The 21,248-nt window shown below is 64.1% G+C and carries 26 protein-coding genes and 1 pseudogene; 12 read left to right on the top strand and 15 right to left on the bottom strand.

Features of this window, described 5'->3' with window-relative positions:
• Window positions 1-282 precede the first annotated feature (282 nt).
• Window positions 283-741: a GNAT family N-acetyltransferase gene (locus CK219_RS29410; protein WP_095770018.1), complete on the top strand. Its 459-nt coding sequence runs from the start codon at window positions 283-285 to the stop codon at window positions 739-741.
• On the opposite strand, the gene CK219_RS29405 is transcribed toward CK219_RS29410, so the two are convergent.
• A complete protein-coding gene (locus CK219_RS29405) occupies window positions 723-1,151 on the bottom strand; it encodes an ACT domain-containing protein (protein WP_095770017.1) in 429 nt (142 codons plus the stop codon). The two genes, CK219_RS29410 and CK219_RS29405, sit on opposite strands and share 19 nt — an antisense overlap.
• A gap of 137 nt (window positions 1,152-1,288) precedes the next feature.
• Between CK219_RS29405 and CK219_RS29400 the strand changes: the two genes are divergently transcribed.
• From CK219_RS29400 to CK219_RS29390, 3 genes are all read left to right on the top strand, one after another.
• Window positions 1,289-1,699: a DoxX family protein gene (locus tag CK219_RS29400; protein WP_095770016.1), complete on the top strand. Its 411-nt coding sequence runs from the start codon at window positions 1,289-1,291 to the stop codon at window positions 1,697-1,699.
• Window positions 1,700-1,712: 13 nt separating this feature from the next.
• Window positions 1,713-2,240, top strand: a complete 528-nt coding sequence (locus CK219_RS29395; RefSeq protein ID WP_095770015.1) for an SRPBCC family protein — start codon at window positions 1,713-1,715, stop codon at window positions 2,238-2,240.
• A gap of 147 nt (window positions 2,241-2,387) precedes the next feature.
• On the top strand, window positions 2,388-2,651 hold the full coding sequence (locus CK219_RS29390) for a YMGG-like glycine zipper-containing protein (protein ID WP_095770014.1): 264 nt from the start codon (window positions 2,388-2,390) through the stop codon (window positions 2,649-2,651).
• A 77-nt stretch (window positions 2,652-2,728) separates the two neighbouring features.
• On the opposite strand, the gene rpsP is transcribed toward CK219_RS29390, so the two are convergent.
• From rpsP to CK219_RS29365, 5 genes are all read right to left on the bottom strand, one after another.
• Complete coding sequence (gene rpsP, locus CK219_RS29385) at window positions 2,729-3,130, bottom strand: 30S ribosomal protein S16 (protein WP_095770013.1); 402 nt, start codon at window positions 3,128-3,130, stop codon at window positions 2,729-2,731.
• 50 nt (window positions 3,131-3,180) lie between these two features.
• On the bottom strand, window positions 3,181-3,507 hold the full coding sequence (locus CK219_RS29380) for a chorismate mutase (protein WP_095770012.1): 327 nt from the start codon (window positions 3,505-3,507) through the stop codon (window positions 3,181-3,183).
• Between the two features lie 7 nt (window positions 3,508-3,514).
• Window positions 3,515-5,095, bottom strand: coding sequence for a signal recognition particle protein (gene ffh, locus CK219_RS29375; RefSeq protein WP_095770011.1), 1,581 nt, complete (start codon window positions 5,093-5,095; stop codon window positions 3,515-3,517).
• Between the two features lie 340 nt (window positions 5,096-5,435).
• Window positions 5,436-6,386, bottom strand: a complete 951-nt coding sequence (locus tag CK219_RS29370) for a type II CAAX endopeptidase family protein (RefSeq protein WP_095770010.1) — start codon at window positions 6,384-6,386, stop codon at window positions 5,436-5,438.
• A 489-nt stretch (window positions 6,387-6,875) separates the two neighbouring features.
• Window positions 6,876-7,481 carry a DUF1236 domain-containing protein gene (locus CK219_RS29365; RefSeq protein ID WP_095770009.1) on the bottom strand — a complete coding sequence of 202 codons (606 nt, stop codon included), beginning with the start codon at window positions 7,479-7,481 and terminating at the stop codon, window positions 6,876-6,878.
• Between the two features lie 363 nt (window positions 7,482-7,844).
• On the opposite strand from CK219_RS29365, the gene CK219_RS29360 reads away from it, so the two are divergent.
• Window positions 7,845-8,648: a lytic transglycosylase domain-containing protein gene (locus tag CK219_RS29360; RefSeq protein WP_095770031.1), complete on the top strand. Its 804-nt coding sequence runs from the start codon at window positions 7,845-7,847 to the stop codon at window positions 8,646-8,648.
• A gap of 259 nt (window positions 8,649-8,907) precedes the next feature.
• On the top strand, window positions 8,908-9,195 hold the full coding sequence (locus tag CK219_RS29355) for a GIY-YIG nuclease family protein (RefSeq protein ID WP_095770008.1): 288 nt from the start codon (window positions 8,908-8,910) through the stop codon (window positions 9,193-9,195).
• Between the two features lie 164 nt (window positions 9,196-9,359).
• Here CK219_RS29355 and CK219_RS29350 read toward each other — a convergent pair whose 3' ends face one another.
• Window positions 9,360-10,580, bottom strand: a complete 1,221-nt coding sequence (locus CK219_RS29350) for an argininosuccinate synthase (protein ID WP_095770007.1) — start codon at window positions 10,578-10,580, stop codon at window positions 9,360-9,362.
• 161 nt (window positions 10,581-10,741) lie between these two features.
• On the opposite strand from CK219_RS29350, the gene CK219_RS29345 reads away from it, so the two are divergent.
• Window positions 10,742-11,383 carry a LysE family translocator gene (locus CK219_RS29345; RefSeq protein WP_095770006.1) on the top strand — a complete coding sequence of 214 codons (642 nt, stop codon included), beginning with the start codon at window positions 10,742-10,744 and terminating at the stop codon, window positions 11,381-11,383.
• A 118-nt stretch (window positions 11,384-11,501) separates the two neighbouring features.
• The gene (locus CK219_RS29340; RefSeq protein ID WP_176477191.1) at window positions 11,502-12,155 is read left to right on the top strand and encodes an outer membrane protein; all 654 of its coding nucleotides are present in this window, start codon (window positions 11,502-11,504) and stop codon (window positions 12,153-12,155) included.
• On the opposite strand, the gene CK219_RS29335 is transcribed toward CK219_RS29340, so the two are convergent.
• The 3 genes from CK219_RS29335 to rlmN all read right to left on the bottom strand — a co-directional run bounded on the left by CK219_RS29335 (window position 12,152) and on the right by rlmN (window position 14,600).
• The gene (locus CK219_RS29335; protein ID WP_176477190.1) at window positions 12,152-12,835 is read right to left on the bottom strand and encodes a GNAT family protein; all 684 of its coding nucleotides are present in this window, start codon (window positions 12,833-12,835) and stop codon (window positions 12,152-12,154) included. The genes CK219_RS29340 and CK219_RS29335 overlap by 4 nt on opposite strands.
• Before the next feature lie 68 nt (window positions 12,836-12,903).
• Entirely contained in the window at window positions 12,904-13,371 is a 468-nt protein-coding gene (locus CK219_RS29330) for a hypothetical protein (protein WP_095770003.1), read from the bottom strand.
• Window positions 13,368-14,600: a 23S rRNA (adenine(2503)-C(2))-methyltransferase RlmN gene (rlmN, locus tag CK219_RS29325; RefSeq protein ID WP_095770002.1), complete on the bottom strand. Its 1,233-nt coding sequence runs from the start codon at window positions 14,598-14,600 to the stop codon at window positions 13,368-13,370. Before rlmN ends, CK219_RS29330 begins: the two co-directional genes overlap by 4 nt.
• 367 nt (window positions 14,601-14,967) lie before the next feature.
• On the opposite strand from rlmN, the gene CK219_RS29320 reads away from it, so the two are divergent.
• Window positions 14,968-15,267 carry a hypothetical protein gene (locus CK219_RS29320; protein ID WP_095770001.1) on the top strand — a complete coding sequence of 100 codons (300 nt, stop codon included), beginning with the start codon at window positions 14,968-14,970 and terminating at the stop codon, window positions 15,265-15,267.
• 170 nt (window positions 15,268-15,437) lie between these two features.
• Complete coding sequence (locus CK219_RS29315) at window positions 15,438-16,787, top strand: chloride channel protein (protein ID WP_095770000.1); 1,350 nt, start codon at window positions 15,438-15,440, stop codon at window positions 16,785-16,787.
• 67 nt (window positions 16,788-16,854) lie between these two features.
• On the opposite strand, the gene CK219_RS29310 is transcribed toward CK219_RS29315, so the two are convergent.
• The 3 genes from CK219_RS29310 to CK219_RS29300 all read right to left on the bottom strand — a co-directional run bounded on the left by CK219_RS29310 (window position 16,855) and on the right by CK219_RS29300 (window position 18,644).
• Window positions 16,855-17,358 carry an invasion associated locus B family protein gene (locus tag CK219_RS29310; RefSeq protein WP_095769999.1) on the bottom strand — a complete coding sequence of 168 codons (504 nt, stop codon included), beginning with the start codon at window positions 17,356-17,358 and terminating at the stop codon, window positions 16,855-16,857.
• Window positions 17,359-17,615: 257 nt separating this feature from the next.
• Window positions 17,616-17,978, bottom strand: coding sequence for a YkvA family protein (locus CK219_RS29305; RefSeq protein WP_095770030.1), 363 nt, complete (start codon window positions 17,976-17,978; stop codon window positions 17,616-17,618).
• Window positions 17,979-18,350: 372 nt separating this feature from the next.
• On the bottom strand, window positions 18,351-18,644 hold the full coding sequence (locus CK219_RS29300; RefSeq protein ID WP_095769998.1) for a 4a-hydroxytetrahydrobiopterin dehydratase: 294 nt from the start codon (window positions 18,642-18,644) through the stop codon (window positions 18,351-18,353).
• A 49-nt stretch (window positions 18,645-18,693) separates the two neighbouring features.
• Here CK219_RS29300 and CK219_RS29295 point away from each other — a divergent pair.
• Window positions 18,694-19,204 (top strand): annotated as a pseudogene (locus CK219_RS29295) (low molecular weight protein-tyrosine-phosphatase).
• Here CK219_RS29295 and thpR read toward each other — a convergent pair.
• Window positions 19,111-19,704 carry an RNA 2',3'-cyclic phosphodiesterase gene (gene thpR, locus CK219_RS29290; RefSeq protein ID WP_095769997.1) on the bottom strand — a complete coding sequence of 198 codons (594 nt, stop codon included), beginning with the start codon at window positions 19,702-19,704 and terminating at the stop codon, window positions 19,111-19,113. The pseudogene CK219_RS29295 and the gene thpR overlap by 94 nt on opposite strands.
• A gap of 118 nt (window positions 19,705-19,822) precedes the next feature.
• A complete protein-coding gene (locus CK219_RS29285) occupies window positions 19,823-20,467 on the bottom strand; it encodes an arylesterase (protein ID WP_095769996.1) in 645 nt (214 codons plus the stop codon).
• Window positions 20,468-20,549: 82 nt separating this feature from the next.
• On the opposite strand from CK219_RS29285, the gene CK219_RS29280 reads away from it, so the two are divergent.
• Window positions 20,550-21,245 (top strand): ABC transporter ATP-binding protein, encoded by a 696-nt coding sequence (locus CK219_RS29280; protein ID WP_095769995.1) that lies wholly within the window; start codon window positions 20,550-20,552, stop codon window positions 21,243-21,245.
• The last annotated feature ends 3 nt before the right edge of the window (window positions 21,246-21,248 follow it).

The raw sequence follows: 21,248 nt of genomic DNA, 5'->3' as shown, positions 1-21,248 counted from the left end.
CGGCCGTTTGGTTTTCACTCACGGGCCGTATCGCCGCTGCGCGGCTGGCCCTGCGCGGGCGCGCCGGAAAGCCGGCGGCCTGCCGTCGCAGGCTCGGCCTCCGGCCGTGGCGCTTCTTCCTTCTCCCCTTGTGGGAGAAGGTGTCGCCGAAGGCGACGGATGAGGGGTGTTCCAGGGAACGCTGACGTCTCACTCCGCTGGAACACCCCTCATCCGTCTCGGCGCTGTCGCGCCGATCCACCTTCTCCCACAAGGGGAGAAGGGGAACCGCGCTACGCCCTCATGATCGGTCCAGAACCCTCAGATATCCTCCTGCGTCCGGCCATCGCTTCCGACGCCCCCGCCATCGCAATCACGATGCGCGCCTCGCTCGATACCCTCAGCTGGATGCCGTTGCTGCACACGCCTGAGGAGGACCTGTTCTTCATCCGCGACATCCTGCTGCCCAATCAGCAGGTGACGGTCGCCGATGCTGGCGGCCGCATCGTCGGCTTCATCGCCATCGGCGGCGAATGGATCGACCAGCTCTATCTTGATCCGGCCTGGACTGGACAAGGCATCGGCACCCGGCTGCTTGCTCAAGCCACCGGCGGCATGTCTCTGATCAAGCTTTATTGCTTTCAGGCCAATACCGGCGCGCGCCGCTTCTACGAACGCCACGGTTTTCGCGCCGAAGCCTTCGGCGACGGCTCGACCAATGAGGAAGGGCTGCCGGATATTCTTTACGTGCGCGGTCGCTGAGCCAAGCTGCCGCTTTCCACCGCCAGGCCGCGCAATATCGCCAGCGCTTCCTCCGCCCGCTCCGCCGGCACGAACAGATGGTCGTGATAGAAGGCCGACACCGGATTGACGCCCATGCCTGCCGCCGCGAGCCGCGTGGTGATGGCGGCGAGGAAGCCGACGGCTTCCAGCGAGGAGTGGATGTCGAGCGTGATCATCCGGCTGCGGAACGTGCCGGCAAGGCCGGCTGCTTTCGCTGCGTCTTCCGCGACGATCAGGGTCAAACCTTCGTGCTCGCGGAATTGCATGACGGGATCGAGCCCATCCGGCATGGCCGCGTCCGGCGCCAGCGTAGCGAAGACGTAGGTTCCGGCGAGCAGTTGCGGCGTCATCGAAGCCAACAGCCTGCCCAGGTCGGTCTCGCCGGTCATCTTGCCTCCTCTGTTCCATTCACTGAACCACGCTTTTGAAAAAAGCGCACGCGACCCGTAGGATCGCCGCGTGGTTCTCCGTCCTTGGTTCGAAGCTGGCAGAAAGCCAGCCCTTGAATCAACAGGAGGGAACATCCGTGAGCATTTCCGACGCCGCGCCTGTCTCGAACGGCGCCTTGTGGACCGGGCGCGTGCTTAGCGCCGTCGTCGTCCTGTTCATGATTTTCGATGGCGTCATCAAGCTGTCGCCGCTCGACATCGTCACGCAAACGATGGTGCAGCTTGGCTGGCCGGCCGACGCCAATGTCGCGCGCCTGCTCGGGGTTATCGGGCTGATCTCGACTGCGCTCTACGCCATCCCGCGCACCTCGGTGTTCGGCGCCATCCTGCTCACCGCCTATATGGGCGGCGCGATTTCGACGCATGTGCGGATCGGCAACCCGCTGTTCTCGCACACCTTGTTCGGCGTCTATCTCGGCATAATCCTGTGGGGCGGGCTCTACCTGCGCGACCAAAGGGTGCGCGCGCTGATCCCGTTCTCGCGATAGAGGAGCAAAAGAAATGTTTGCCACCATCCTCATCATCCTGGTCGTCATCGTCGCCGCGGTGCTGACCTATGCCGCGACCCGGCCGAACGATTTCGTCGTCACGCGTTCGGCCAGCATCAAGGCGCCGGCCGAGACGATCTTCCCGCTGATCAACGATTTCCGGCGCTGGCCCGAATGGTCGCCCTTCGAAAAACTCGACCCCGGCATGAGGCGCACGCTGTCCGGCGCCGAAAGCGGCAAGGGCGCGGCCTATGCCTGGGAAGGCAACTCCAAGGCCGGCAAGGGCCGCATGGAGATCACGAATTCGGTGCCGTCATCGCTGGTGTCGCTCAAGCTCGACTTCGAAAAGCCGTTCAGGGCCAACAACAGTGTCGACTTCACGCTTTCGCCGTCCGGCGAAGGCACGACCGTCACCTGGGCGATGCGCGGGGCAAGGCCCTTCATCGCCAAGCTGATGGGCCTGTTCATGAATTTCGACACGCTGATCGGCAAGGATTTCGAGGCCGGGCTCGGCAATCTGAAGCGCCTCGCGGAGCGCTGAAAACCATGAAGTTTCAACGAGTTGGCGTTCAGTGCTGCAGATCCGGCCGGGGCCTAGCCGGCCAATCTTCATCATTGCCGGGATCAATTTAGCTGTTTGTGAGTTTAGGGCATGGCGGCGAGGACGGCGCTTGAGAGAGGAACAGCAATGAAGAAAGCAATTACCATCCTGGTGCTGACGGTGGCCCTTGGCGCCTGCTCGCAAACGGAAAAGGGCGCTGCGATCGGTGGCCTGGGCGGTGCGGCGGTCGGTGCCGCAGTGGCGGGCGACCCTGTGCAGGGCGCGGTCGTGGGCGGCGCGGTCGGCGCAGTGGCCGGCGCGCTGATCGGCCATGCCAGCGAAGCCGGCCAGTGCCGCTATCGCGACCGTTACGGGCGTGTCTATGTGGCGCGCTGCCCGTCCGGCTATTGAGGTATCGGACCGAAAATCGAACAAAGAAAAACGGCGGGCCGATACCCGCCGTTTTCATAAGCGACGAAGAACCGTGATTACTCGGCGCTGGCCGCTTCAACCTCGGCCGGTGCGGCGCTCGCCGCCGCAGCCGCCGCAGCGGCGTCTTCCTGGGCCTTCTTCAGCAAGGCAGCGCGTTCCTGCGCCTTCTTGCCGGGCAGAGCCTTGTTCGGGTTCGAGCGGGCCTCGCGCTTGGCAATACCGGCCTCGTCGAGGAAGCGCAGCACGCGGTCGGTCGGCTGGGCGCCATGCGACAGCCAGTGCTTGACGCGGTCGGCGTCGACCTTGACGCGCTCGCCGTCCTTCGGCAGCAGCGGGTTCCACGAGCCGAGCGACTCGATGAAACGGCCGTCGCGCGGCGAACGGGCGTCGGCGACAACGACGTGGTAGTAAGGACGCTTCTTCGAGCCCGCACGGGCCAGTCTGATCTTCAGTGCCATTTCTTTGTCTCCTAAAAGCTCTGATTTCGTTGATGAGTTTTCGGCTGGGTTCAGCCGGTTTTCGTCACGCCGTTGGCAGCGGCGATCTGTTCGTGGTGCCGGATCACTTCGCGGACGACGAAGTTGAGGAATTTCTCCGCGAAATCCGGGTCGAGATGCGCATCCTTCGCCAGCTGGCGAAGACGGGCGATCTGCTGCTGCTCGCGCGCGGGGTCGGCGGGCGGCAGGCCATGCTCGGCCTTCAGAACGCCGACCGCCTTGGTGCAGCGGAAGCGTTCTGCCAGCATATGGATGAGGGCGGCGTCGATATTGTCGATCGAAGCGCGGTAGCCGGCCAGGATGGCGCGTGCATCGGCCATGTCTTTCTCCTCGTTCATCGCCCCTTCACTTCTTCTTGCCCAAACCGGGCAGCCCGCCGCCGCCCAGGCCCGGCAGACCCGGAAGCTTCATGCCGCCAGGCAGGCCCGGCAGTCCGCCGCCACCGGGAAGCCCGCCGGGGAGGCCCTTGCCGAGGCCGGCGGCCTGCGCCTGCTTCTGCAGGGCTTCGAGCTGCTTGGGATCCATGTTTGATAGGTCGGGCATGCCGCCGCCGGGCATCATGCCGCCCAGCCCCATTTTCGAGGCGAGGCCGCCCATCATGCCGCGCATGAGGCCGCCGCCTTTGCCCTTGCCGCCCATCGCCTTCATCATGTCGGCCATGCCGCGATGCATCTTCAAGAGCTTGTTGATCTCGGCCGCGTCGGTGCCGGAACCGGCGGCGATGCGCTTCTTGCGCGAGTGCTTGAGGATATCGGGGTTGGCGCGCTCGGCCTTGGTCATCGAGGAGATAATGGCGAGCTGGCGGCCGAACATCTTGTCGTCGAGGCCGGCGGCGGCCAGCTGGTCCTTCATCTTGCCCATGCCGGGCATCATGCCCATGATGCCGCCCATGCCGCCCATTTTCGACATCTGCTGAAGCTGCTGGGCGAGATCGTTCAGGTCGAACTTGCCCGACTGCATCTTTTTCGCCATCGCCGCCGCCTGCTCGGCGTCGATGGTTTCGGCGGCCTTCTCGACGAGCGAGACAATGTCGCCCATGCCGAGGATGCGGTCGGCGATGCGCTTGGGGTGGAATTCCTCCAGCCCGTCCATCTTTTCGCCGGTGCCGATGAGCTTGATCGGCTTGCCGGTGACGGCGCGCATCGACAGCGCCGCGCCGCCGCGGCCGTCACCGTCCATGCGGGTCAGCACCAGGCCGGTGATGCCGACGCGCTCGTCGAAGCTTTTCGCCAGATTGACGGCGTCCTGGCCGGTGAGCGAGTCGGCGACCAGCAGGATCTCGTGCGGGCTCGACACCTTCTTGATGTCGGCCATCTCGACCATCAGCGGCTCGTCGATATGGGTGCGGCCGGCGGTGTCGAGGATGACGACGTCATGGCCGCCGAGCCTGGCGGCCTGCACAGCGCGCTTGGCGATATCGACCGGGCTCTGGCCGGCGATGATCGGCAGCGTCGCGACCTTGGTCTGCTCGCCGAGTTGGCGCAGCTGCTCCTGCGCGGCGGGCCGCCGCGTGTCGAGCGAGGCCATCAGGACCTTCTTGTTCTGCCGCTCGGTCAGCCGCTTGGCGATCTTGGCCGAGGTCGTCGTCTTGCCGGAACCCTGCAGGCCGACCATCATGACGACCACGGGCGCCGGCGCGTTGAGGTCGACGGCTACGCCCTCGGCGCCGAGCATCTCGACCAGCTCGTCATGGACGATCTTGACGACCATCTGTCCGGGCTTGATCGACTTCAGCACGGCGGCGCCGACCGCCTTCTCGCGCACCTTGTCGGTGAAGGAGCGAACCACTTCCAGCGCGACGTCGGCCTCGAGCAGCGCACGGCGCACCTCGCGCAAAGCCGCCGAGACATCCGCCTCGGAGAGCGCGCCGCGGCCGGTCAGGCCGTTCAGGATGGAGCCAAGACGCTCCTGGAGGGATTCAAACATCTGCGGTCCTTGATCTCGGTGGGGTTGACCGAGAGGTAGTGCGTTCGCGCCGGGTCGCCAAGCAAAAGCGCAAAGCCAAAAAGCACCCGGGGACGCATCGCGCTGCCGGGTGTTGGCCTCCAGGATCTCTTTACAGCACCCGCCTCAAAGAGGTTTCGGCGTCCTGGTCGGCTTTCGCGAAAGAAAACTCGTCGCGGAATTCAGCGGCTCTAGACAGGAAATCGGCCGCTGAGTCAAGGCCAACGCATGTCGCGCAAAAGTGCGCAGCGGTTTTGCGGCAACGACATGCGTCAAGAAACTATGCTGGAATCCCGGCCAAAACGCCGCCATTTGGGGTGTGTCATAGCGGACTTTGCCGGGTCGCCCCGACTCTAAGCGGCGAGCGCCGGTGCAAAAGCAGCAGCATCGTCAGAAGCGTGCTGACGACGCCGATCGCGGCGATGAGAACGGCGTCCAGATTGGTCCAGCCGGGGCCTTCGAGAGGCTTGGCATTGAGCAGCGCGAAGGAATTGTAGGCCTCCTGGTGCGAGATCAGCAGGAAGCCGGTCAAGTTGTTGCCGAGATGGGCGCCGAAGCCGGCGCCGAGATTGCCGGTGACATAGACCAGGAGCGTGAGCAGCAGGGCGAATGTGCCGATCGAGATGAAGACACTGGCATTGATGGCCAGCGTCGAGGCCGTATTCCAGTGCAGCGACGTGAACAGCAGGCCCGGCAGCACCGCCCAGACCAGAGGACTCCTGAAGCGACGAGCGAGGGCGCGCAGCAGATAGCCGCGAAACAGCACTTCCTCCGACGAGGTCTGCAGGAAGGCGAGCAGCGCGATCGGCGCCAGGAAAAGCAGCCAGGACGACAGGGTGATCGGTCCGCGCGCGATCTCCGGCTGCAGCCAATAGAGCAGCACCTCGGAGAACAGCGAGGTGATCAGCACCGCGACCAGGCCCTTCAAAAAATCGCCGCCAGCGATGCGGCGGGTAACGCCAAAGAGAGCCGACAGCGGCTCGCCATGCACCAATCGCATCGCCACCCACAGGCCGATCCAGATGCCGGCAAAGGAGCTCAGCGCGCTGAGGATGCCGACGGGCGATGCCAGGAAGTCCTGCATGTACTGCCCGGTCGAGGGGCCGGGCAGGCGCCAGACGATGTAGACATAGGTGCCGGCAAACAGCACGACAGCCGTCGCCGCCATCCAGAAGGCAATGACGATTGCCGTGCCGAAGAACAGCCGCAGCAAAGTGGTCTTTTCGTTCGGCGAGCGGCGATAGCGCTCGAAGGCGGCATTTTCGATCGTCACGCGGCTCCCCTGCCGAAGGCTTTCGGCTGTATTGTGTAGGAGGTCGGTGGTTACCGCGCGATTACCTTGCTTTAGCCGGGACTGACTGGATCGCGTTGAGGGCGGCACGAACATCAAATTCGTACCACGGAACACTAACGCGCGATCACGACGGTAGGAGATTAGCTGGAACGCCCATCTCGTCGTCATCCACGGGCGGAGCAAGGAGCGAAGCGACGCGGCGCAGACCCGAGGATCCATTCCGTTACTTCCGAGCGTTGCCACAGTGCAGAATTCTGCCCCGCTGCGCTCTTCGGCCGGGTCACGGAATGGATCCTCGGGTCTACGCGTCCGCTTCGCTTCCGCTCCGCCCTTGGATGACGAAGTTCGGACGCTTCGGCCAATCCCAAACGTGTGCATTGAACGCAGGCAAGCCGGCTGAGCCGTCAGCACGGAAAAGAAACGGCCGCCATCGCCGGCGGCCGCTCGTCTGACGACGATCAAGCCCGATCAGCGCATCACATAGACGATGCGCCGCGTGCCGGGGTCGACCAGCGCCGGCTGGTTGTTCACATAGACATAGCGATACCGGTAATCGGGGATCTCGCGCAGCTCGACCGTGTCGGGCAGCGTGGCGCCGGTCACCACCTCGCCCTCGAGATAGACCGGATCGACCCGGTGCGTGGTGACATAGGTGCCGACCTCGGCCGGCGGCCTGCCGATCGATTCGATGGCGTCGTCGCCGGGAACGATGGCGCCGGTGTAGCTGTCCGTGGTATAGATGTTATCGGTCGGCGGCGACACGACGGCGATGCCGGCATTGGCCGGCCGGCGTGTCAGCACGACGCGGCTGCCGCCGAAATCGCCCGTCACATAGTCGGAATAGACCCAGCCATTGCCGCCCGCTTCGGCGATCGTGCACCATTTGCTGTTCGCGATGCAGCCGGTGAGCGTTGCCGACTGGCCGGCGGCCAGCACGCCAATCACGGGATATTGCGGGCCGGGGCCGGCGCGCACATTGAGATCGGCCACCGCCGAGACGGCAGTGTCGGCCAAGGCCGTGCCCGACATGGCGAACAGCGCGCCGGCAAGCGCCGGAAACAGTACGCGTTTCATGTTTTCACTCCGTTTTTCCACGCTCCCTCGCGGTCGGAAACGAAACCAAGGCTTATGCGTTCCGGCTAAAGCGCCTTTCGGCCGCTCACGAATTGTTCCATGATTTCTCGGGGTTGCGGTCAAAAGGGCGTGAGCGGGCGCAAGGCGCTTTTAGCGCGGCAAGTCCCGCCGGACCGGCGCCAATGACCACGACGTCAATGTCTTTCATGAGGCAGGCCCGCCACACCTGATGGCCGATCGCAGGCAATTGCCCTTCTTTCGCCAGCGTCGGGTGTCATGTCCCCCTGCGAGGACGGTGACAACCGGGCGTTTCGCTGGCAAATTCGCAGCCGGGACGTGATTCAAGGCAACCAGGAGAAGGACATGGCATTCTTTGCCAAAAGAAGGATTTTCGCGGTCGCCGCGGCGGTGGTGGCGATGCTGGGGTTGGCGACAGGCGCTGAAGCCGCGGCCAGCTGCGGCAAGAACGGCGCCGGATTCGACGCCTGGAAGCAGGACTTTGCCGCCGAGGCCAAGGCCAACGGCGTCGGCCAAAGGGGGCTTTCGGCGCTGGAGGGGGCGACCTACGCGACAAGGACGATTTCGGCCGATCGCGCCATCCACAAGGCTTTCAGCGGTTCGGTCGAGGCTTTCATGAAACGCCGCGGGGCGTCCGCGATCATCTCGAGAGGCCGCGCATTGAAGAAGGCCAACGCGGCGATGTTCGCCGATATCGAGCGGACCTATGGCGTGCCGCCGGGCGTGCTGCTCGCCATCTGGGGTATGGAAACCGGCTTCGGCGCCTCGATGGGCAATCAGAACACGGTGTCGGCCATCCTGACGCTCGCCTATGACTGCCGCCGCCCGGACTATTTCACCCCGCACGCCATCGCGGCGCTGAAGCTCGTCGATCGCGGCGCGCTGAGCGCCTCCTCGGTCGGCGCCATGCATGGCGAGATCGGCCACACCCAGTTCCTGCCCGGAAACGTGCTGAAATATGGCGTCGGCAGCGGAAACCTGCGCGACCGCAACACGGCGCTGGCTTCCACCGCCAACTATCTCAAGGCACATGGCTGGCAGGCCGGCGCGAGCTACGAGGCCAATATGGGCGCGATCGCGGGCTGGAACTCGGCAAGCGTCTACCAGCAAGCCATCGCCCGCATCGCCGAAGCGATTGACGCGGACTGATTGAGGTCGTCATTCCACGGAAAAGCTCGGCCAAGCGCCGGGCTTTTTTGTTTGTGGAGATTGGCGAAAGCCGGGAAAGTGGGGATCACTTCCCTCGGGGCGCCTTGGGACCTCGCGGAGCGACCTGTGCTTCGTCATTCTAGGGCGGAGCAAGGAGCGGAGCGACGCGCGCAGACCCTAGAATCCATGCCGTGGCATTGGCCGTAGAATGCTGCGGTCCAGAATAGGCGCCGATGGCTGCGCCAGCTAGGATCGCCAGATGACCGGCTATGTCTACATGACTGCTAGCCAGAAAGGGGGCACGATCTATATCGGTGTCACCAATGACCTTGCCCGCCGCATACCCGAGCACAAGAATGGCCAAGATTCCAGCTTCGCCAGCCGTTACGGTGTGCAGCGTCTCGTCTGGTACGAGGAATATTTCGACATCGCTGATGCCATCCAGCGTGAGACGTCACTGAAACGCTGGCCACGGCGATGGAAGATTGAACTGATCGAAAAGAGCAATCCGGAATGGTTCGAGCTGTTTCGCGGAATTGGTTGGTGAGCGTTCTGCACCGTGGCGGCGCTCAGGCGTCACGGCGTGGATTCTAGGGTCTGCGCGCGTCGCTTCGCTCCTTGCTCCGCCCTAGAATGACGAAGGACAGATTGACGGGACAGCACGCTCCTCTGCCCCACAGGACATCTCACCCGTAGGGGAGATCCGCAATTTCAGCGACGGTTCCTTGCCGCGAGCGTCCGCAGCCGAAGTCCGTTCAGCCGGATAAAACCCTCGGCATCCTTCTGGTCGTAGGCGCCGCGGTCGTCCTCGAAGGTGACCAGCGCATCCGAGTAGAGTGTCTTCTTCGACTTGCGGCCGGTGACGATGATATTGCCCTTGTAGAGCTTCAGCCGCACCGTGCCTTCGACGTCTTCCTGGCTCTTGTCGATCATCGCCTGCAGCATCACGCGCTCGGGCGAGAACCAGAAGCCGTTATAGATGAGCTCGGCGTAGCGCGGCATGAACTCGTCCTTGAGGTGCGCGGCGCCGCGGTCGAGCGTGATCGATTCGATCGCGCGGTGGGCGGCGATCAGGATGGTGCCGCCGGGCGTCTCGTAGACGCCGCGCGACTTCATGCCGACGAAGCGGTTCTCGACCAGGTCGAGGCGGCCGATGCCGTTGTCGCGGCCGAGGTCGTTGAGCGCCGCCAGCATTGTGGCCGGCGACAGCTTCTTGCCGTTGAGCGCGACAGGATCGCCCTTGAGGAACTCGATCTCGATCTCGGTGACGACATCGGGCGCATCCATCGGCGAGACGGTGCGCTGATGCACGAATTCCGGCGGCTCGCTCCACGGATCCTCCAGCACCTTGCCCTCGGATGAGGAGTGCAGGAGGTTGGCGTCGACCGAGAACGGGGCGTCGCCGCGCTTGTCCTTCGGCACCGGGATCTGATGCTGCTCGGCGAAGTTGAGAAGGTCGGTGCGCGACTTGAACGACCAGTCGCGCCACGGCGCAATGACCTTGATGTCCGGATTCAGCGCATAGGCGGATAATTCGAAGCGGACCTGGTCGTTGCCCTTGCCGGTGGCGCCATGGGCAATGGCGTCGGCGCCGGTTTCCTTGGCGATCTCGACCAGATGCTTGGAGATCAGCGGCCGGGCGATCGAGGTGCCGAGCAGGTAGGTGCCTTCATAGACGGCGTTGGCGCGGAACATCGGGAAGACGAAGTCGGCGACGAACTCCTCGCGCACGTCGACGATGCGGATGTCCTTGATGCCCATCATCTCGGCCTTGCGGCGCGCCGGCTCGAGCTCACCACCCTGGCCGAGATCGGCGGTGAAGGTGACGACTTCGGCGCCGAGCTCGGTCTGCAGCCATTTCAGGATGATGGAGGTGTCGAGGCCGCCGGAATAGGCGAGCACGACTTTCTTGATGTTCTTGGTCTTGGGCATTTTTGGCGGTTCCGCGGGAAAATAGCTTCGCGGGCGAGGTATCACGGCCTTTCCGGGCGGCGCAAGAGACGAAGGTGAGCAGGAGAACCCAATCGCCGCGGCTGGCGCGACTGGGGCAGCCGCGTTATAAACTCGCAAACCATCACGAAACCGGGCCTTCCATGTCCTTCATTCCCGACACTTCGACGCTCATCCAGTTCGCCATCGCCACCATCATCCTGGCGATCACGCCTGGGCCGGACATGACGCTGTTCGTGTCGCGCACGCTGAGCCAGGGCCGCGCCACCGGCTTCGCCTCCATGGCCGGCGCGCTCTGCGGCACACTGATCCACACCACGCTGGTGGTGGTAGGCATCTCGGCGCTGATCGTCGCTTCGCCGATGGCCTTTTTCGTCTTGAAGATTTTTGGCGCCGGCTATCTGGTGTTCCTGGCTTTTCAAGCGGTGACGAAAGGCTCGGCCTTTTCGCCGGAGAAGAGGACGGGACCGCAGGTTTCGCTGTTCCGCAGCTGGGCGGCCGGGCTCGGCGTCAACCTGCTCAACCCGAAGATCATCCTGTTCTTCATGACTTTCCTGCCGCAATTCGTCTCCGCGCACGATCCGAACGCGTCCGGAAAACTGTTCTTCCTCGGCGTGATGTTCATCGTGCTGTCGATCCCGGTGACGGCGCCGATGGTGCTGGCGGCGGAGAAATTTTCGGCGGCGATGAAGGCGAGCCCGCGGGTGACGCGCGTGGTCGACTATCTGTTCGGCGGCGTGTTCTCGGCCTTCGCGCTCAAGATCCTGACCGCGCAGGCGAAGTAGGGCGTTAGCCATCGCGTAAAATTCGCCGGCGCTGTTGCATTGCTGCTCTTGCCCCCAGGATTCTGCCCACCTAGAAGATTCGCTAGGGCATATTGGGGGACTAATGAAGAGCTTACTCTTGGCATCCGTTGCCGTGATCGGGCTGGTCTGCGAGGCCAGCGCGCAGGAGGCGACCTATAACTGGTCGGGATCTTATGTCGGCGTGGAGGGCGGCTATGCCCACTCCTCCGTCGATTTCGATGCCGACACGACAAACTTCGACGGCAGCCATCAAAAGGATGGTTATCTCGGCGGCATCTATGCCGGGCACGATTGGCAGAGCGGGGACTTCGTTTACGGCGTCGCCGGCGATTTCGATTTCGTCGGCATGCACGACACAAAATTCGGCCACCTAGACCTTCTCGGCAAGGGCGAAGCCTATACTTACGACGTCGACTGGGTCGCGACGGCGAGGCTGAGAGCCGGTTACACGCCGACCGACCAACTCCTTGCCTATGTCACCGGCGGCGTGGCTGCCGGGCATTTTCAGGCAACTTCCTATGACCGTCCCATTTTTGCGCCAGTCGGGTCGACTGCGGATTTTTCAGGCGTGAAGGTGGGCGGCGTGATCGGCTTGGGCGCGGAGTATGCACTCGCGCCGAACTGGTCCTTGAAAGGGGAATACCTCCACTACGCATTCGACAAGATCGAACCTGGGCCGGGCGGCACGGCTGGCGCGAGCTTCCGACCGTCCCTCGATACAGTAAAATTCGGCGTAGCGTACCGTTTTTAGGGCAGTTTTTGGGTCGGGAGACCAGGGCCGGCGAAGGGTCGAACTATGCCGGCCGCCTCCAAGGCGCGAACGCGTTCGTCATATTCTTCCAATGTCAGCGCGTAGAGCATCTGGTCGAGGCGCTTGCCGGTCCGGCCATCTATGCGATGAGCCCGCAACGTGCCTTCCAGCCGCAATCCGAAACGTTCGCACACGGCGATAGCCGCGGCGTTACGCGCCAGCGGCTGAAAGGTCACCTTCTCGAGCTTTCGCTCGCGAAAGAAATGCCTGAGCAGAACGGCAGATGCCTCAAAGGCAACATTCCTACCCCGGTTCTCCGGATCGCCGATAATCAAGTGCAACGAGCCGAGCCGGTGCCGGAGATCGACCTCCATGACCGCCAGGCCGAGCGGCTGGCCGTCTGGCAGACCGAGGATCGTCATGAGATTGCGCTTCAGATTATCGAAGCTGGCGACATAGGCCCGGAAGGCATCGAGGCCCATCGCTTTTTGCGGCGCGTTCAATCCTTCCATGACGGCGGGATCGGCTAGCCAAGCTGCGATCTCGGGTGTCACATCCGCCGGCCTGAGCGTGCGGATTCGGATCTTGTCGCTCCAGCGGTCGACAAAGACGGGTCTCAATCCCTGTGCTGCAAGGGGCGTGACGAGGGGCTTGGCGCCCGGTTGCGGCATCTTCGGCATGGTCCAGTGATGCGGGAGCATCGAACCGGGGTCAAGCCGGAGTTTGGCTCAGTTGATCCGGGAGCAGCCTACCGCTCCAGGTCGGGCAGCGCCTCGCGCCGCCAGCTTCCGGCCCAGCGGCCGGCGGAGAGCCAGTAGAAGATGCCGCCGACCATGCCGGCGCCGATCACCGCCAATCTGGCATTGGTTTCGGTGACATCGAAATTGGCGTCGCCCACATTGTGCACGAAGCCGAGGAAAACGAGTGCGATGACGGCGCCGCCCAGCGCGTAGAACAGCCAGTCGCGCCGGCCGAGCACTTCGGCGGTCAAAATGACGACCGCCGCCGGCATGAAGGCGAAATAGGCGACGAACAGCGCCACGAAAGGCACCGAGAAATAGAGCGAGGCGGTCGCCGTCGGCTCCGGATCGGCCGGGGTGTAGCCCAGATGCGCCAGGACCAGGATGTTGAGGAAGGCGCTCGCCGCCAGCGAGCCGACGACATAGCCGATCAGGATGACGGCGAAGCGAATGAGGTAGGCGATGATGCGCCTCACGCCTCGCCGTGTCCCGCGATCATCATGGCTTCGAGCGCCAGACGGTCGACCTTGCGCATGCGCTCGGACTCCGACTTCAGCTGGCCGCAGGCGGCGAGGATATCGCGGCCGCGCGGGGTGCGGATCGGCGAAGCATAGCCGGCATTGTTTATATAGTCGGCAAACTTTTCGATCGTTTCCCAGTCCGAGCACTGGTAGTTGGTGCCCGGCCACGGGTTGAACGGGATAAGGTTGATCTTGGCCGGAATGCCTTTGAGCAGCTTGACCAGCGCCTTGGCGTCGTCGAGGGAATCGTTGACGTCCTTCAGCATCACATATTCGAAGGTGATGCGCTTGGCGTTGGAGAGGCCCGGGTAGGCCTTGCAGGCGGCGATCAGCTCCTTGAGCGGGAACTTCTTGTTGATCGGCACCAAAAGGTCGCGCAGGTCGTCATTGGTGGCGTGCAGCGAGATCGCCAACATCACGCCGATCTCCTCGCCAGTGCGGAAGATTTCCGGCACCACGCCGGAGGTCGACAGCGTGATCCGCCGCTTCGACAGCGACAGCCCGTCGCCGTCGGAGGCGATCAGCAGCGCCTTCTTCACCGCCTCGAAATTATAGAGCGGCTCGCCCATGCCCATCATGACGATGTTGGATACCTTGCGGCCCTCGGCCGGCACAATGGCGCCGTCCGGCGTGTCGCGGTCGGGGAAATCGCCGAGGCGGTCGCGCGCGGTGAGCAGCTGCGCCAGGATCTCCTCGGCGGTGAGGTTGCGCACCAGCTTCTGCGTGCCGGTGTGGCAGAAGGAGCAGGTCAGGGTGCAGCCGACCTGGGACGAAATGCAGAGCGTGCCGCGGCCTTCCTCGGGAATATAGACGGTCTCGATCTCGACCGGACGGCCGGCGCCGCGCGGCGGAAAGCGGAACAGCCATTTGCGCGTGCCGTCGGCAGAGATCTGCTCCTCGACGATCTCGGGCCGGGCGACGGTGAAATGCCTGTCGAGCTCGGCGCGCAGGTCCTTGGAGATGTTGAACATATGCGCGAAGTCGGAGACGCCGCGCACATACATCCAGTGCCAGAGCTGCTGGGCGCGCATCTTTGCTTGGCGCTCCAGCACGATGCCGGCGCCGACAAGCGCCTCGCCGAGCTCGGCACGGGTCAGGCCGATCAGCGACGGCTTCTCGGCCGGTGCTGCGCGGCGCAAGGCATCACGTGCGCCCTCGGCGGTAAGATCAAGCGAAACGGTCATGGTGGCGCCAATATAAGCGATTTGCGGCCGATTTCAGCACCGGCCGCACAGGAAACGCGGCGCATAGCACAGCCCGGCGCCGGAGTCATGCGCCCCGCTTTCCTTCTCCCCTTGTGGGAGAAGGTGGCCGAGCGAAGCTCGGTCGGATGAGGGGTGCTCCAGCGGAGTGAGGCGTTGGTGTTCACTGGAACACCCCTCATCCGTCTCGGCGCTGGGCGCCGATCCACCTTCTCCCACAGGGGGAGAAGGCCGCGACTGGCGATGGCCCTCAAAAACCGATCACATATTCGTGTTGGCGTAACCAATCGAAACGCATCCGCGAACCTGAAAGGGGCGACCATGCCCCTCAACAATGGGAGTTGTTCAAATGCACTCGATCAAGTTCGCACTCATTGCCGGCCTCGCCGGTCTTTGCGCCTCGCAGGCCTTTGCCGAGGACACGATGGGCGCCATGACGATGATGAAGGGCGGACAGGTCACCGCGATCATGCCGGACGGCCACATGGGCACCATGATGCCGGACGCCAAGATGAGCGCCGAGATGATGAAGATGGCCAAGCCGATCAAGCATTGCATGATGATGATCACCGACGCCAAGGGCAAGGCCTACATGGTCGACACGTCGACCAAGAAGGCCCAGGCCGAATGTGAAAAAATGGCGATGTGACCTCGCCGATCCTGCCTGCCGACCTCCCCGCCGGCCGGTGTGCCGGCGGGTTATCCGCCATCCGGCAACGTCCCCTTGAGCACTGCTCCTCGACCTGACGTCGGGCTCGCCCTCGCGGGTTGATCGACCCGGCGAGTGTGCTAGGGCGGGTAACCATCACGAGGACGGTCATGGCCGGCATATCCCGAAAATACCGCATGCTGCGGCGTTCCCACGCCATGTGGATGTCGCGGCGCGTCTGGCAGCCGCGTCTCGTCTTCTGGGCCGGCGCCATCTCGATCGGCCTGATCAGCGTCCTGTTCGCCCTGCTCGCCGACCGGGCGCAGGCCCTGGTCCATCTCATGACGGGCAATGACGGCGGCTGGCGCTTCTATCTGCCGCTCGTCGTGACGCCGCTCGGTTTCGTCCTTTGCGCCTGGCTCGCGCATTCCTTCTTTCCGGGCTCGCAAGGCAGCGGCATTCCGCAGGCGATCGCGGCGCGGCATCTGCGCGACGAGGAAGACCGCAGCCGGATCCTGTCGCTGAGGCTGGTGGTGGGCAAGATCGCGCTGACCATCGTCGGCCTCGCCTGCGGCGCCTCGATCGGGCGCGAAGGCCCGACAGTGCAGGTCGGCGCTTCGCTGATGCTGCAGGCGGCGCGCTGGGGCGGGATGGCGCAGGCGCGCGGCCTGATCCTGGCAGGCTCCGCCGCCGGCATCGCCGCTGCCTTCAACACGCCGCTTGCCGGCATCGTCTTCGCCATCGAGGAAATGGGCCGGGCCTACGAGGCGCGCACCAACGGGCTGGTGCTGACGGCGGTGATCCTGGCTGGCCTCGCCTCGCTCGGGCTGCTCGGCAACTACACCTATTTCGGCGTCGCCAGGGACACGGTCGCCTTCGCCACGGACTGGCCGCTGGTGCTCGCCTGCGGAATCATCGGCGGCGGTGTCGGCGCGCTGTTCTCGCTCTCGGCGCTGAAAGTCATGCGCCGCATCCGGCGCTGGAACGCGCTGCAGCCGCTGCCGCGCACGCTGGTCGTGGCGGCTGTCTGCGGCCTGGCCGTCGCCGCGATCGGCATCGCCTCCGGAGGATCGACCTTCGGCACCGGTTATGTGCAGGCGCGCGGCGCGATCGAAGGCACGCCGCTGCCGGCCTTCTTCTTCGTCGAGAAGTTCGCAGCCGGCCTCTTGTCGATGGTGTCGGGCATTCCCGGCGGCCTCTTCGCGCCGTCGCTGGCGGTGGGCGCGGGGCTGGGCAGCACGCTCGGCCTGGTCTTCGGCACGGCCACCGGCACGGCGGCGCTGCTCGGCATGGCCGGCTATTTCGCCGGCGTCGTGCAGGCGCCAATGACGGCCTTCGTCATCATTCTCGAGATGACCGGCAACCACGACAATGTGATCGCGCTGATGTGCGCGTCGATGCTGGGCTACGGCACGGCGAGGCTGATCTCCAACGAACCTCTCTACCACGCGCTGTCGCGCGTCTTCATCGCCGAGGCGATCCGGCGGCGCAGGGCGCAGCCAGAGCCGGCGCAGGGCTGAGCGCCAGCCCAAGCAAAAGGCCGGGCATGATGTCCGGCCTTGCGTCAGGTTCGAATGCGGTTCCCGCCTATTTGCACTTGGCGATCGAGGCCAGCGCGGCCGAGATGCCTTTCAGCGAGAAGACGTAGGAAGTTGGATTGCCGCGGCCGGACTTGGCCTGCACCTTCATGTCGGAACCGGTCTTCATGGCGGCGATCAGCACCGGCTCTTCCGCCGCGTTCTCGACCCAGGCCGACTTGCCGCGGGTGAACATCGAGAAGCTCTTCTTGTCGATGGTGACGGTGGCCTTCGAGCCTTCCTGGAAGTTGTAGCCGGCGATGAACTGCGGCTCGTAGGAGACCTGCTGTCCGGGCCGCTGGCTGACGAAGAAGAACATGTCGCCATGATCGAGCGACGGCGGCTGCTTGTCGGTGGGCACGGTCAGCACATAGCAGACCTTGCCGGCGGCCGACTGATAGCTGTAGGTGCCCCAGGCATTGTGCTGGCCGATCTTGGTCGCCTGCTGCGCCAACGCCGGCGCCGCCGAGGCCGCCAGGACCAGGCTGGAAACTATAGCAATCAATCCGCGCATCGTTCTTCCCGTATTCCAAATGGTGCGGAGGCGGGCCGCGTGGCGTCCTGCCGTCGCTTCATTTTGATTTAATCAGGGTTACCAAACGGTGAATCGTCCTTGAAGAAAAGGAACCCACCCCAGGAAACCGCCACCATCGGCGCCGCCACTGTGGATTGATGCCGGCGCGACGTCCCGGCGCGGAGTTGGATGCCACGAAAACGGCAAGAGTTTGTCTTTTCGTCCGCGCCGATTTGCGGGCCTGAAGCGAGCCGGGATCAGCTCTTGTCCGCCAGCGCGTCTTTGGCGGCCTGCCTGTGGGCAGGCGTGATATGCGCGCTGACGGCGGTGATCGCCGCGGTCAGCACGGCAAGGTCGTCGGTGAAGCCGAGGCCGAAGATGAAGTCGGGGATGAAATCCACCGGCAGGACGAAATAGCCGAGCGCGGCGAGCAGGATACCCTTGGCGCGCAGCGGCGTGTCCTTGTCCATGGCGCAATAATAGGCGGCGACAACCTCGTCCATGAACGGAATCTGCCGCGCCGCCTTCTTGGCGGTGCGCCAGAATTTTTCGCGCACCTCGCCCTCGCCGGCGAGCTTGTCGCCGAAGCCGAAGAAATCGAAACCGGTACCTTGCGCCATCAATCGCTCCTTGGCGGCCGCGTGCATCGTTGCGGGCGGCTCGCCGCGGCAAAATGTGGTGAAAGCGGGAGGCGGCTACAAGAGTTTAGGGGTGCGTCGATCTAAAATCGAACTCGCAACAATAACAAGCATGGCAATCGCCTCAGTACGATAGTTGGCCAAGGCATCCCTCCGATCGTCATCCACGGGCGGAGCAAGGAGCGAAGCGACGCGCGCAGACCCGAGGATCCATTCCGTGACATACGAGCGCTGCTCACGGTGCAGAATGCTGCCCCGCTGCAATTCTCGGCAAAGGTCACGGAATGGATTCCAGGGTCTGCGCGCGTCGCTTCGCTCCTTGCTCCGCCCTGGAATGACGAAGTCCGCTCGCTCTCAGCCGAAATATACGTTCATCCGCTTGGCGAGCTCGATATCCAGCGCCGTGACGCCGCCTGCGTCATGCGTGTTCAGCGTCACGTCGACGGTCTTGTAGACATTCGACCAGTCCGGGTGATGGTCCATCTTTTCGGCCGCCAGCGCCACGCGCGTCATGAAGGCGAAGGCCTCGGAGAAATTCTTGAAGACGAAGCTGCGCTTGATGGAGGCGCCGTCGGCGGCGAGCGACCAGCCGTCAAGTTCCGCAAGCGCGGCGACGATCGCTTCCTTGTTGAGTTTTTCCCTGTTCATGTCCGGTCCCTGTGCTATTCGCAGATGATCCAACCATAACGCCGGATCGATGAGCGCAAAGCCCATAAAATCCATTCTGTTCGTCTGCCTTGGCAACATCTGCCGCTCGCCGCTGGCCGAGGGCGTGTTCCGCGCCGTCCTGACCGAGCAAGGCAAAGACCAGGGTCTGGTGATCGATTCGGCCGGGACGGGCGGCTGGCATGCCGGCCAGGAGCCGGCGCTCGATCGCGGTGGCGGCAAGGCACGGCGTCGACATTTCAGGGCAGCGGGCGCGCAAGGTGCTGCAGGAGGATTTTTCGCGTTTCGACCTGATCCTCGGCATGGACAATGCAAATGTGCGCGACCTCAAGGCGCTGGCGCCGCAGGCCGCGCACGACCGCATCCATCTCTATCTGGATTTTGCTACGGGAAAGACCGTGGACGTTCCCGATCCCTATTACGACGGCGCCGAGGCCTTCGCCTCGGTCTACCGCATGATCCGCGAGGCGTCGGATGCGCTGGCGAAGCGGCTTGGGGCCAGCGCTTCGCCGACCAGCGGCCAGGCTTCCTCGACGATGTAGGGGCCGCCGCCGACCGAATCGCGCGACGACATCAGGACGAAGCGGCCGACGCGGAAGGGCAATGCCGCGAAATTGCCGCGCGCCGAAAGATATTGCGCGACATCGAGCGGGCTCCCATTGCGCAGGCGCGCCAGCGTCACATGCGGCGAAAACTTGCGTGGGTCGGCCGGCAGACCGAGCCGCTGGCAGATGCGGTCGATCTCGCCCTGCAGCGCCGTCAGGTCGGGCGAGGCCGACACGCCGGCCCACACCGCATGCGGCTTCTTGCCGCCGAAGGCGCCGACCCCGGAGAGCGTCATCTGGAAAGAGGGGCGGTCGACCCTGTCGAGGGCGTTGGCGATTTCGTCGGCGACATGGCCCTCGACATCACCGATGAAACGCAGCGTCAGATGGTAGTTTTCGACATCGATCCAGCGCGCTCCGGGCAGCCCGCCGCGGAGCAGGGACAAAGAGAGTGCGGCATCACGCGGAATTTCGAGGGCGGTGAAAAGACGTGGCATGTAAAGCCTCCTGTCCTCGAATCGAAACTCTCGTTCCTAGCGAATCATCGATATTGGCGCGGGGCAAGCGGTTTGTTGTCCACAAAGTTTCCCCAGCGGAAAGCGTGGCATTACGGACTCATGACTTCCCTCCATTGTCGGCGATCGCCTTTTCGACCACGGGCAGGATGCGCTCGACCATGACGTCGACACCCCGGGGATTGGGATGCAGGCCGTCTTCGAGCTGGCGGTCGGGATGGCCGGCGACGCCGTCGAGAAAGAACGGATAGAGCGGAACGCGGTATTTTTCGGCAAGCCGCGGATAGATGGCATCGAAGGCCTTCTGGTAATCGGCGCCGAGATTGGGCGCGGCGCGCATGCCGGCCAGAAGCACCGGGATGTTGCGTTGCTTCAGCTTGCCGAGCATGGCGTCGAGGTTCTTCTCGGCGATCTTGGGCGAAAGGCCGCGCAGCATGTCGTTGGCGCCAAGCTCGAGGATCACCAGCCTTGTGCCGTCCGGCACCGACCAGTCGAGCCGCGCCAGCCCGCCGCTCGATGTGTCGCCCGACACGCCGGCATTGGCGACGGCGACATCGAGGCCCTTCGCCTTCAGAGCCGCTTGCAGCCTGTCGGTGAAACCCTGGCCCGGTCCAAGGCTGTAGCCAGCCATCAGGCTGTCGCCGAAGCCGACTATGGTGAAGGTTGCGGCGCGCGCCGGCGAGATGGCGGCGCAAAGGCCGAGGAAAAGGAGGAGGGCTGCGGCAAAACGGTGTTTGAAAGCCATGCGGCGAGCCCCATATGACCGGAACAATCCAAGGGAGGAGACAGCGGCCGTCTCCTTTTTTCACATATAGGGCGCTTTCATTGTGACAGAAGCCGTCATTGCGCTGAGGGACATATCGCTGACGCTCGGCGAGGGCGCGTCCTCCGTCCATGTGCTGAAAGACGTGAGCCTCGACGTGGCGGCCGGCGAAGCCACCGGCATTGTCGGTCCGTCGGGCTCCGGCAAGTCCACGCTGCTGATGGTCCTTGCCGGGCTGGAAAGGGTCGATTCGGGCACAGTCCGGATCGCCGGCGAGCTGATCAATAACAAAAGCGAGGATCAGATTGCTTCGTTTCGGGGGCGAAACATCGGCATCGTGTTCCAATCCTTCCATCTCATCCCCAACATGACGGCGCTGGAAAATGTCGCCGTGCCGCTGGAGCTCGCCGGCCATACCGATCCGTTCGGGGTGGCCGCGCGGGAGCTCGCGGCGGTCGGCCTGAGCGACCGCGTGACGCATTATCCGGGAGAGCTTTCCGGCGGCGAGCAGCAGCGCGTGGCGATCGCGCGGGCGCTGGCGCCGTCGCCGCGCATCCTCATCGCCGACGAGCCGACCGGCAACCTCGACCAGGTGACGGGAAAGCAGATCGCCGATCTCCTGTTCGCCAAGGCGGCGGAGCGCGGCATGACGCTGGTGCTGGTGACGCATGATCCGGCGCTGGCCGGGCGTTGTGCGCGCCAGGTCTCGATGCGTTCGGGGCGGATCGAGGATGCGCCTTTGCTCAAAGTGACGGCATAGAGG

The organism is Mesorhizobium sp. WSM4313 (assembly GCF_002294725.1).
Classification (GTDB): domain Bacteria; phylum Pseudomonadota; class Alphaproteobacteria; order Rhizobiales; family Rhizobiaceae; genus Mesorhizobium.
This window is presented reverse-complemented; position numbering and strand designations above follow the sequence as displayed.

Excerpts from the sequence above, each read along its gene's own strand:
- CK219_RS29410 (WP_095770018.1), top strand. The coding sequence starts at position 283 with ATGATCGGTCCAGAACCCTCAGATATCCTCCTGCGTCCGGCCATCGCT.
- CK219_RS29405 (WP_095770017.1), bottom strand. The coding sequence starts at position 1,151 with ATGACCGGCGAGACCGACCTGGGCAGGCTGTTGGCTTCGATGACGCCG.
- CK219_RS29395 (WP_095770015.1), top strand. The coding sequence starts at position 1,713 with ATGTTTGCCACCATCCTCATCATCCTGGTCGTCATCGTCGCCGCGGTG.
- CK219_RS29390 (WP_095770014.1), top strand. The coding sequence starts at position 2,388 with ATGAAGAAAGCAATTACCATCCTGGTGCTGACGGTGGCCCTTGGCGCC.
- rpsP (WP_095770013.1), bottom strand. The coding sequence starts at position 3,130 with ATGGCACTGAAGATCAGACTGGCCCGTGCGGGCTCGAAGAAGCGTCCT.
- CK219_RS29380 (WP_095770012.1), bottom strand. The coding sequence starts at position 3,507 with ATGAACGAGGAGAAAGACATGGCCGATGCACGCGCCATCCTGGCCGGC.
- ffh (WP_095770011.1), bottom strand. The coding sequence starts at position 5,095 with ATGTTTGAATCCCTCCAGGAGCGTCTTGGCTCCATCCTGAACGGCCTG.
- CK219_RS29365 (WP_095770009.1), bottom strand. The coding sequence starts at position 7,481 with ATGAAACGCGTACTGTTTCCGGCGCTTGCCGGCGCGCTGTTCGCCATG.
- CK219_RS29360 (WP_095770031.1), top strand. The coding sequence starts at position 7,845 with ATGGCATTCTTTGCCAAAAGAAGGATTTTCGCGGTCGCCGCGGCGGTG.
- CK219_RS29355 (WP_095770008.1), top strand. The coding sequence starts at position 8,908 with ATGACCGGCTATGTCTACATGACTGCTAGCCAGAAAGGGGGCACGATC.
- CK219_RS29350 (WP_095770007.1), bottom strand. The coding sequence starts at position 10,580 with ATGCCCAAGACCAAGAACATCAAGAAAGTCGTGCTCGCCTATTCCGGC.
- CK219_RS29345 (WP_095770006.1), top strand. The coding sequence starts at position 10,742 with ATGTCCTTCATTCCCGACACTTCGACGCTCATCCAGTTCGCCATCGCC.
- CK219_RS29335 (WP_176477190.1), bottom strand. The coding sequence starts at position 12,835 with ATGCCGAAGATGCCGCAACCGGGCGCCAAGCCCCTCGTCACGCCCCTT.
- rlmN (WP_095770002.1), bottom strand. The coding sequence starts at position 14,600 with ATGACCGTTTCGCTTGATCTTACCGCCGAGGGCGCACGTGATGCCTTG.
- CK219_RS29320 (WP_095770001.1), top strand. The coding sequence starts at position 14,968 with ATGCACTCGATCAAGTTCGCACTCATTGCCGGCCTCGCCGGTCTTTGC.
- CK219_RS29315 (WP_095770000.1), top strand. The coding sequence starts at position 15,438 with ATGGCCGGCATATCCCGAAAATACCGCATGCTGCGGCGTTCCCACGCC.
- CK219_RS29310 (WP_095769999.1), bottom strand. The coding sequence starts at position 17,358 with ATGCGCGGATTGATTGCTATAGTTTCCAGCCTGGTCCTGGCGGCCTCG.
- CK219_RS29305 (WP_095770030.1), bottom strand. The coding sequence starts at position 17,978 with ATGGCGCAAGGTACCGGTTTCGATTTCTTCGGCTTCGGCGACAAGCTC.
- CK219_RS29300 (WP_095769998.1), bottom strand. The coding sequence starts at position 18,644 with ATGAACAGGGAAAAACTCAACAAGGAAGCGATCGTCGCCGCGCTTGCG.
- thpR (WP_095769997.1), bottom strand. The coding sequence starts at position 19,704 with ATGCCACGTCTTTTCACCGCCCTCGAAATTCCGCGTGATGCCGCACTC.
- CK219_RS29285 (WP_095769996.1), bottom strand. The coding sequence starts at position 20,467 with ATGGCTTTCAAACACCGTTTTGCCGCAGCCCTCCTCCTTTTCCTCGGC.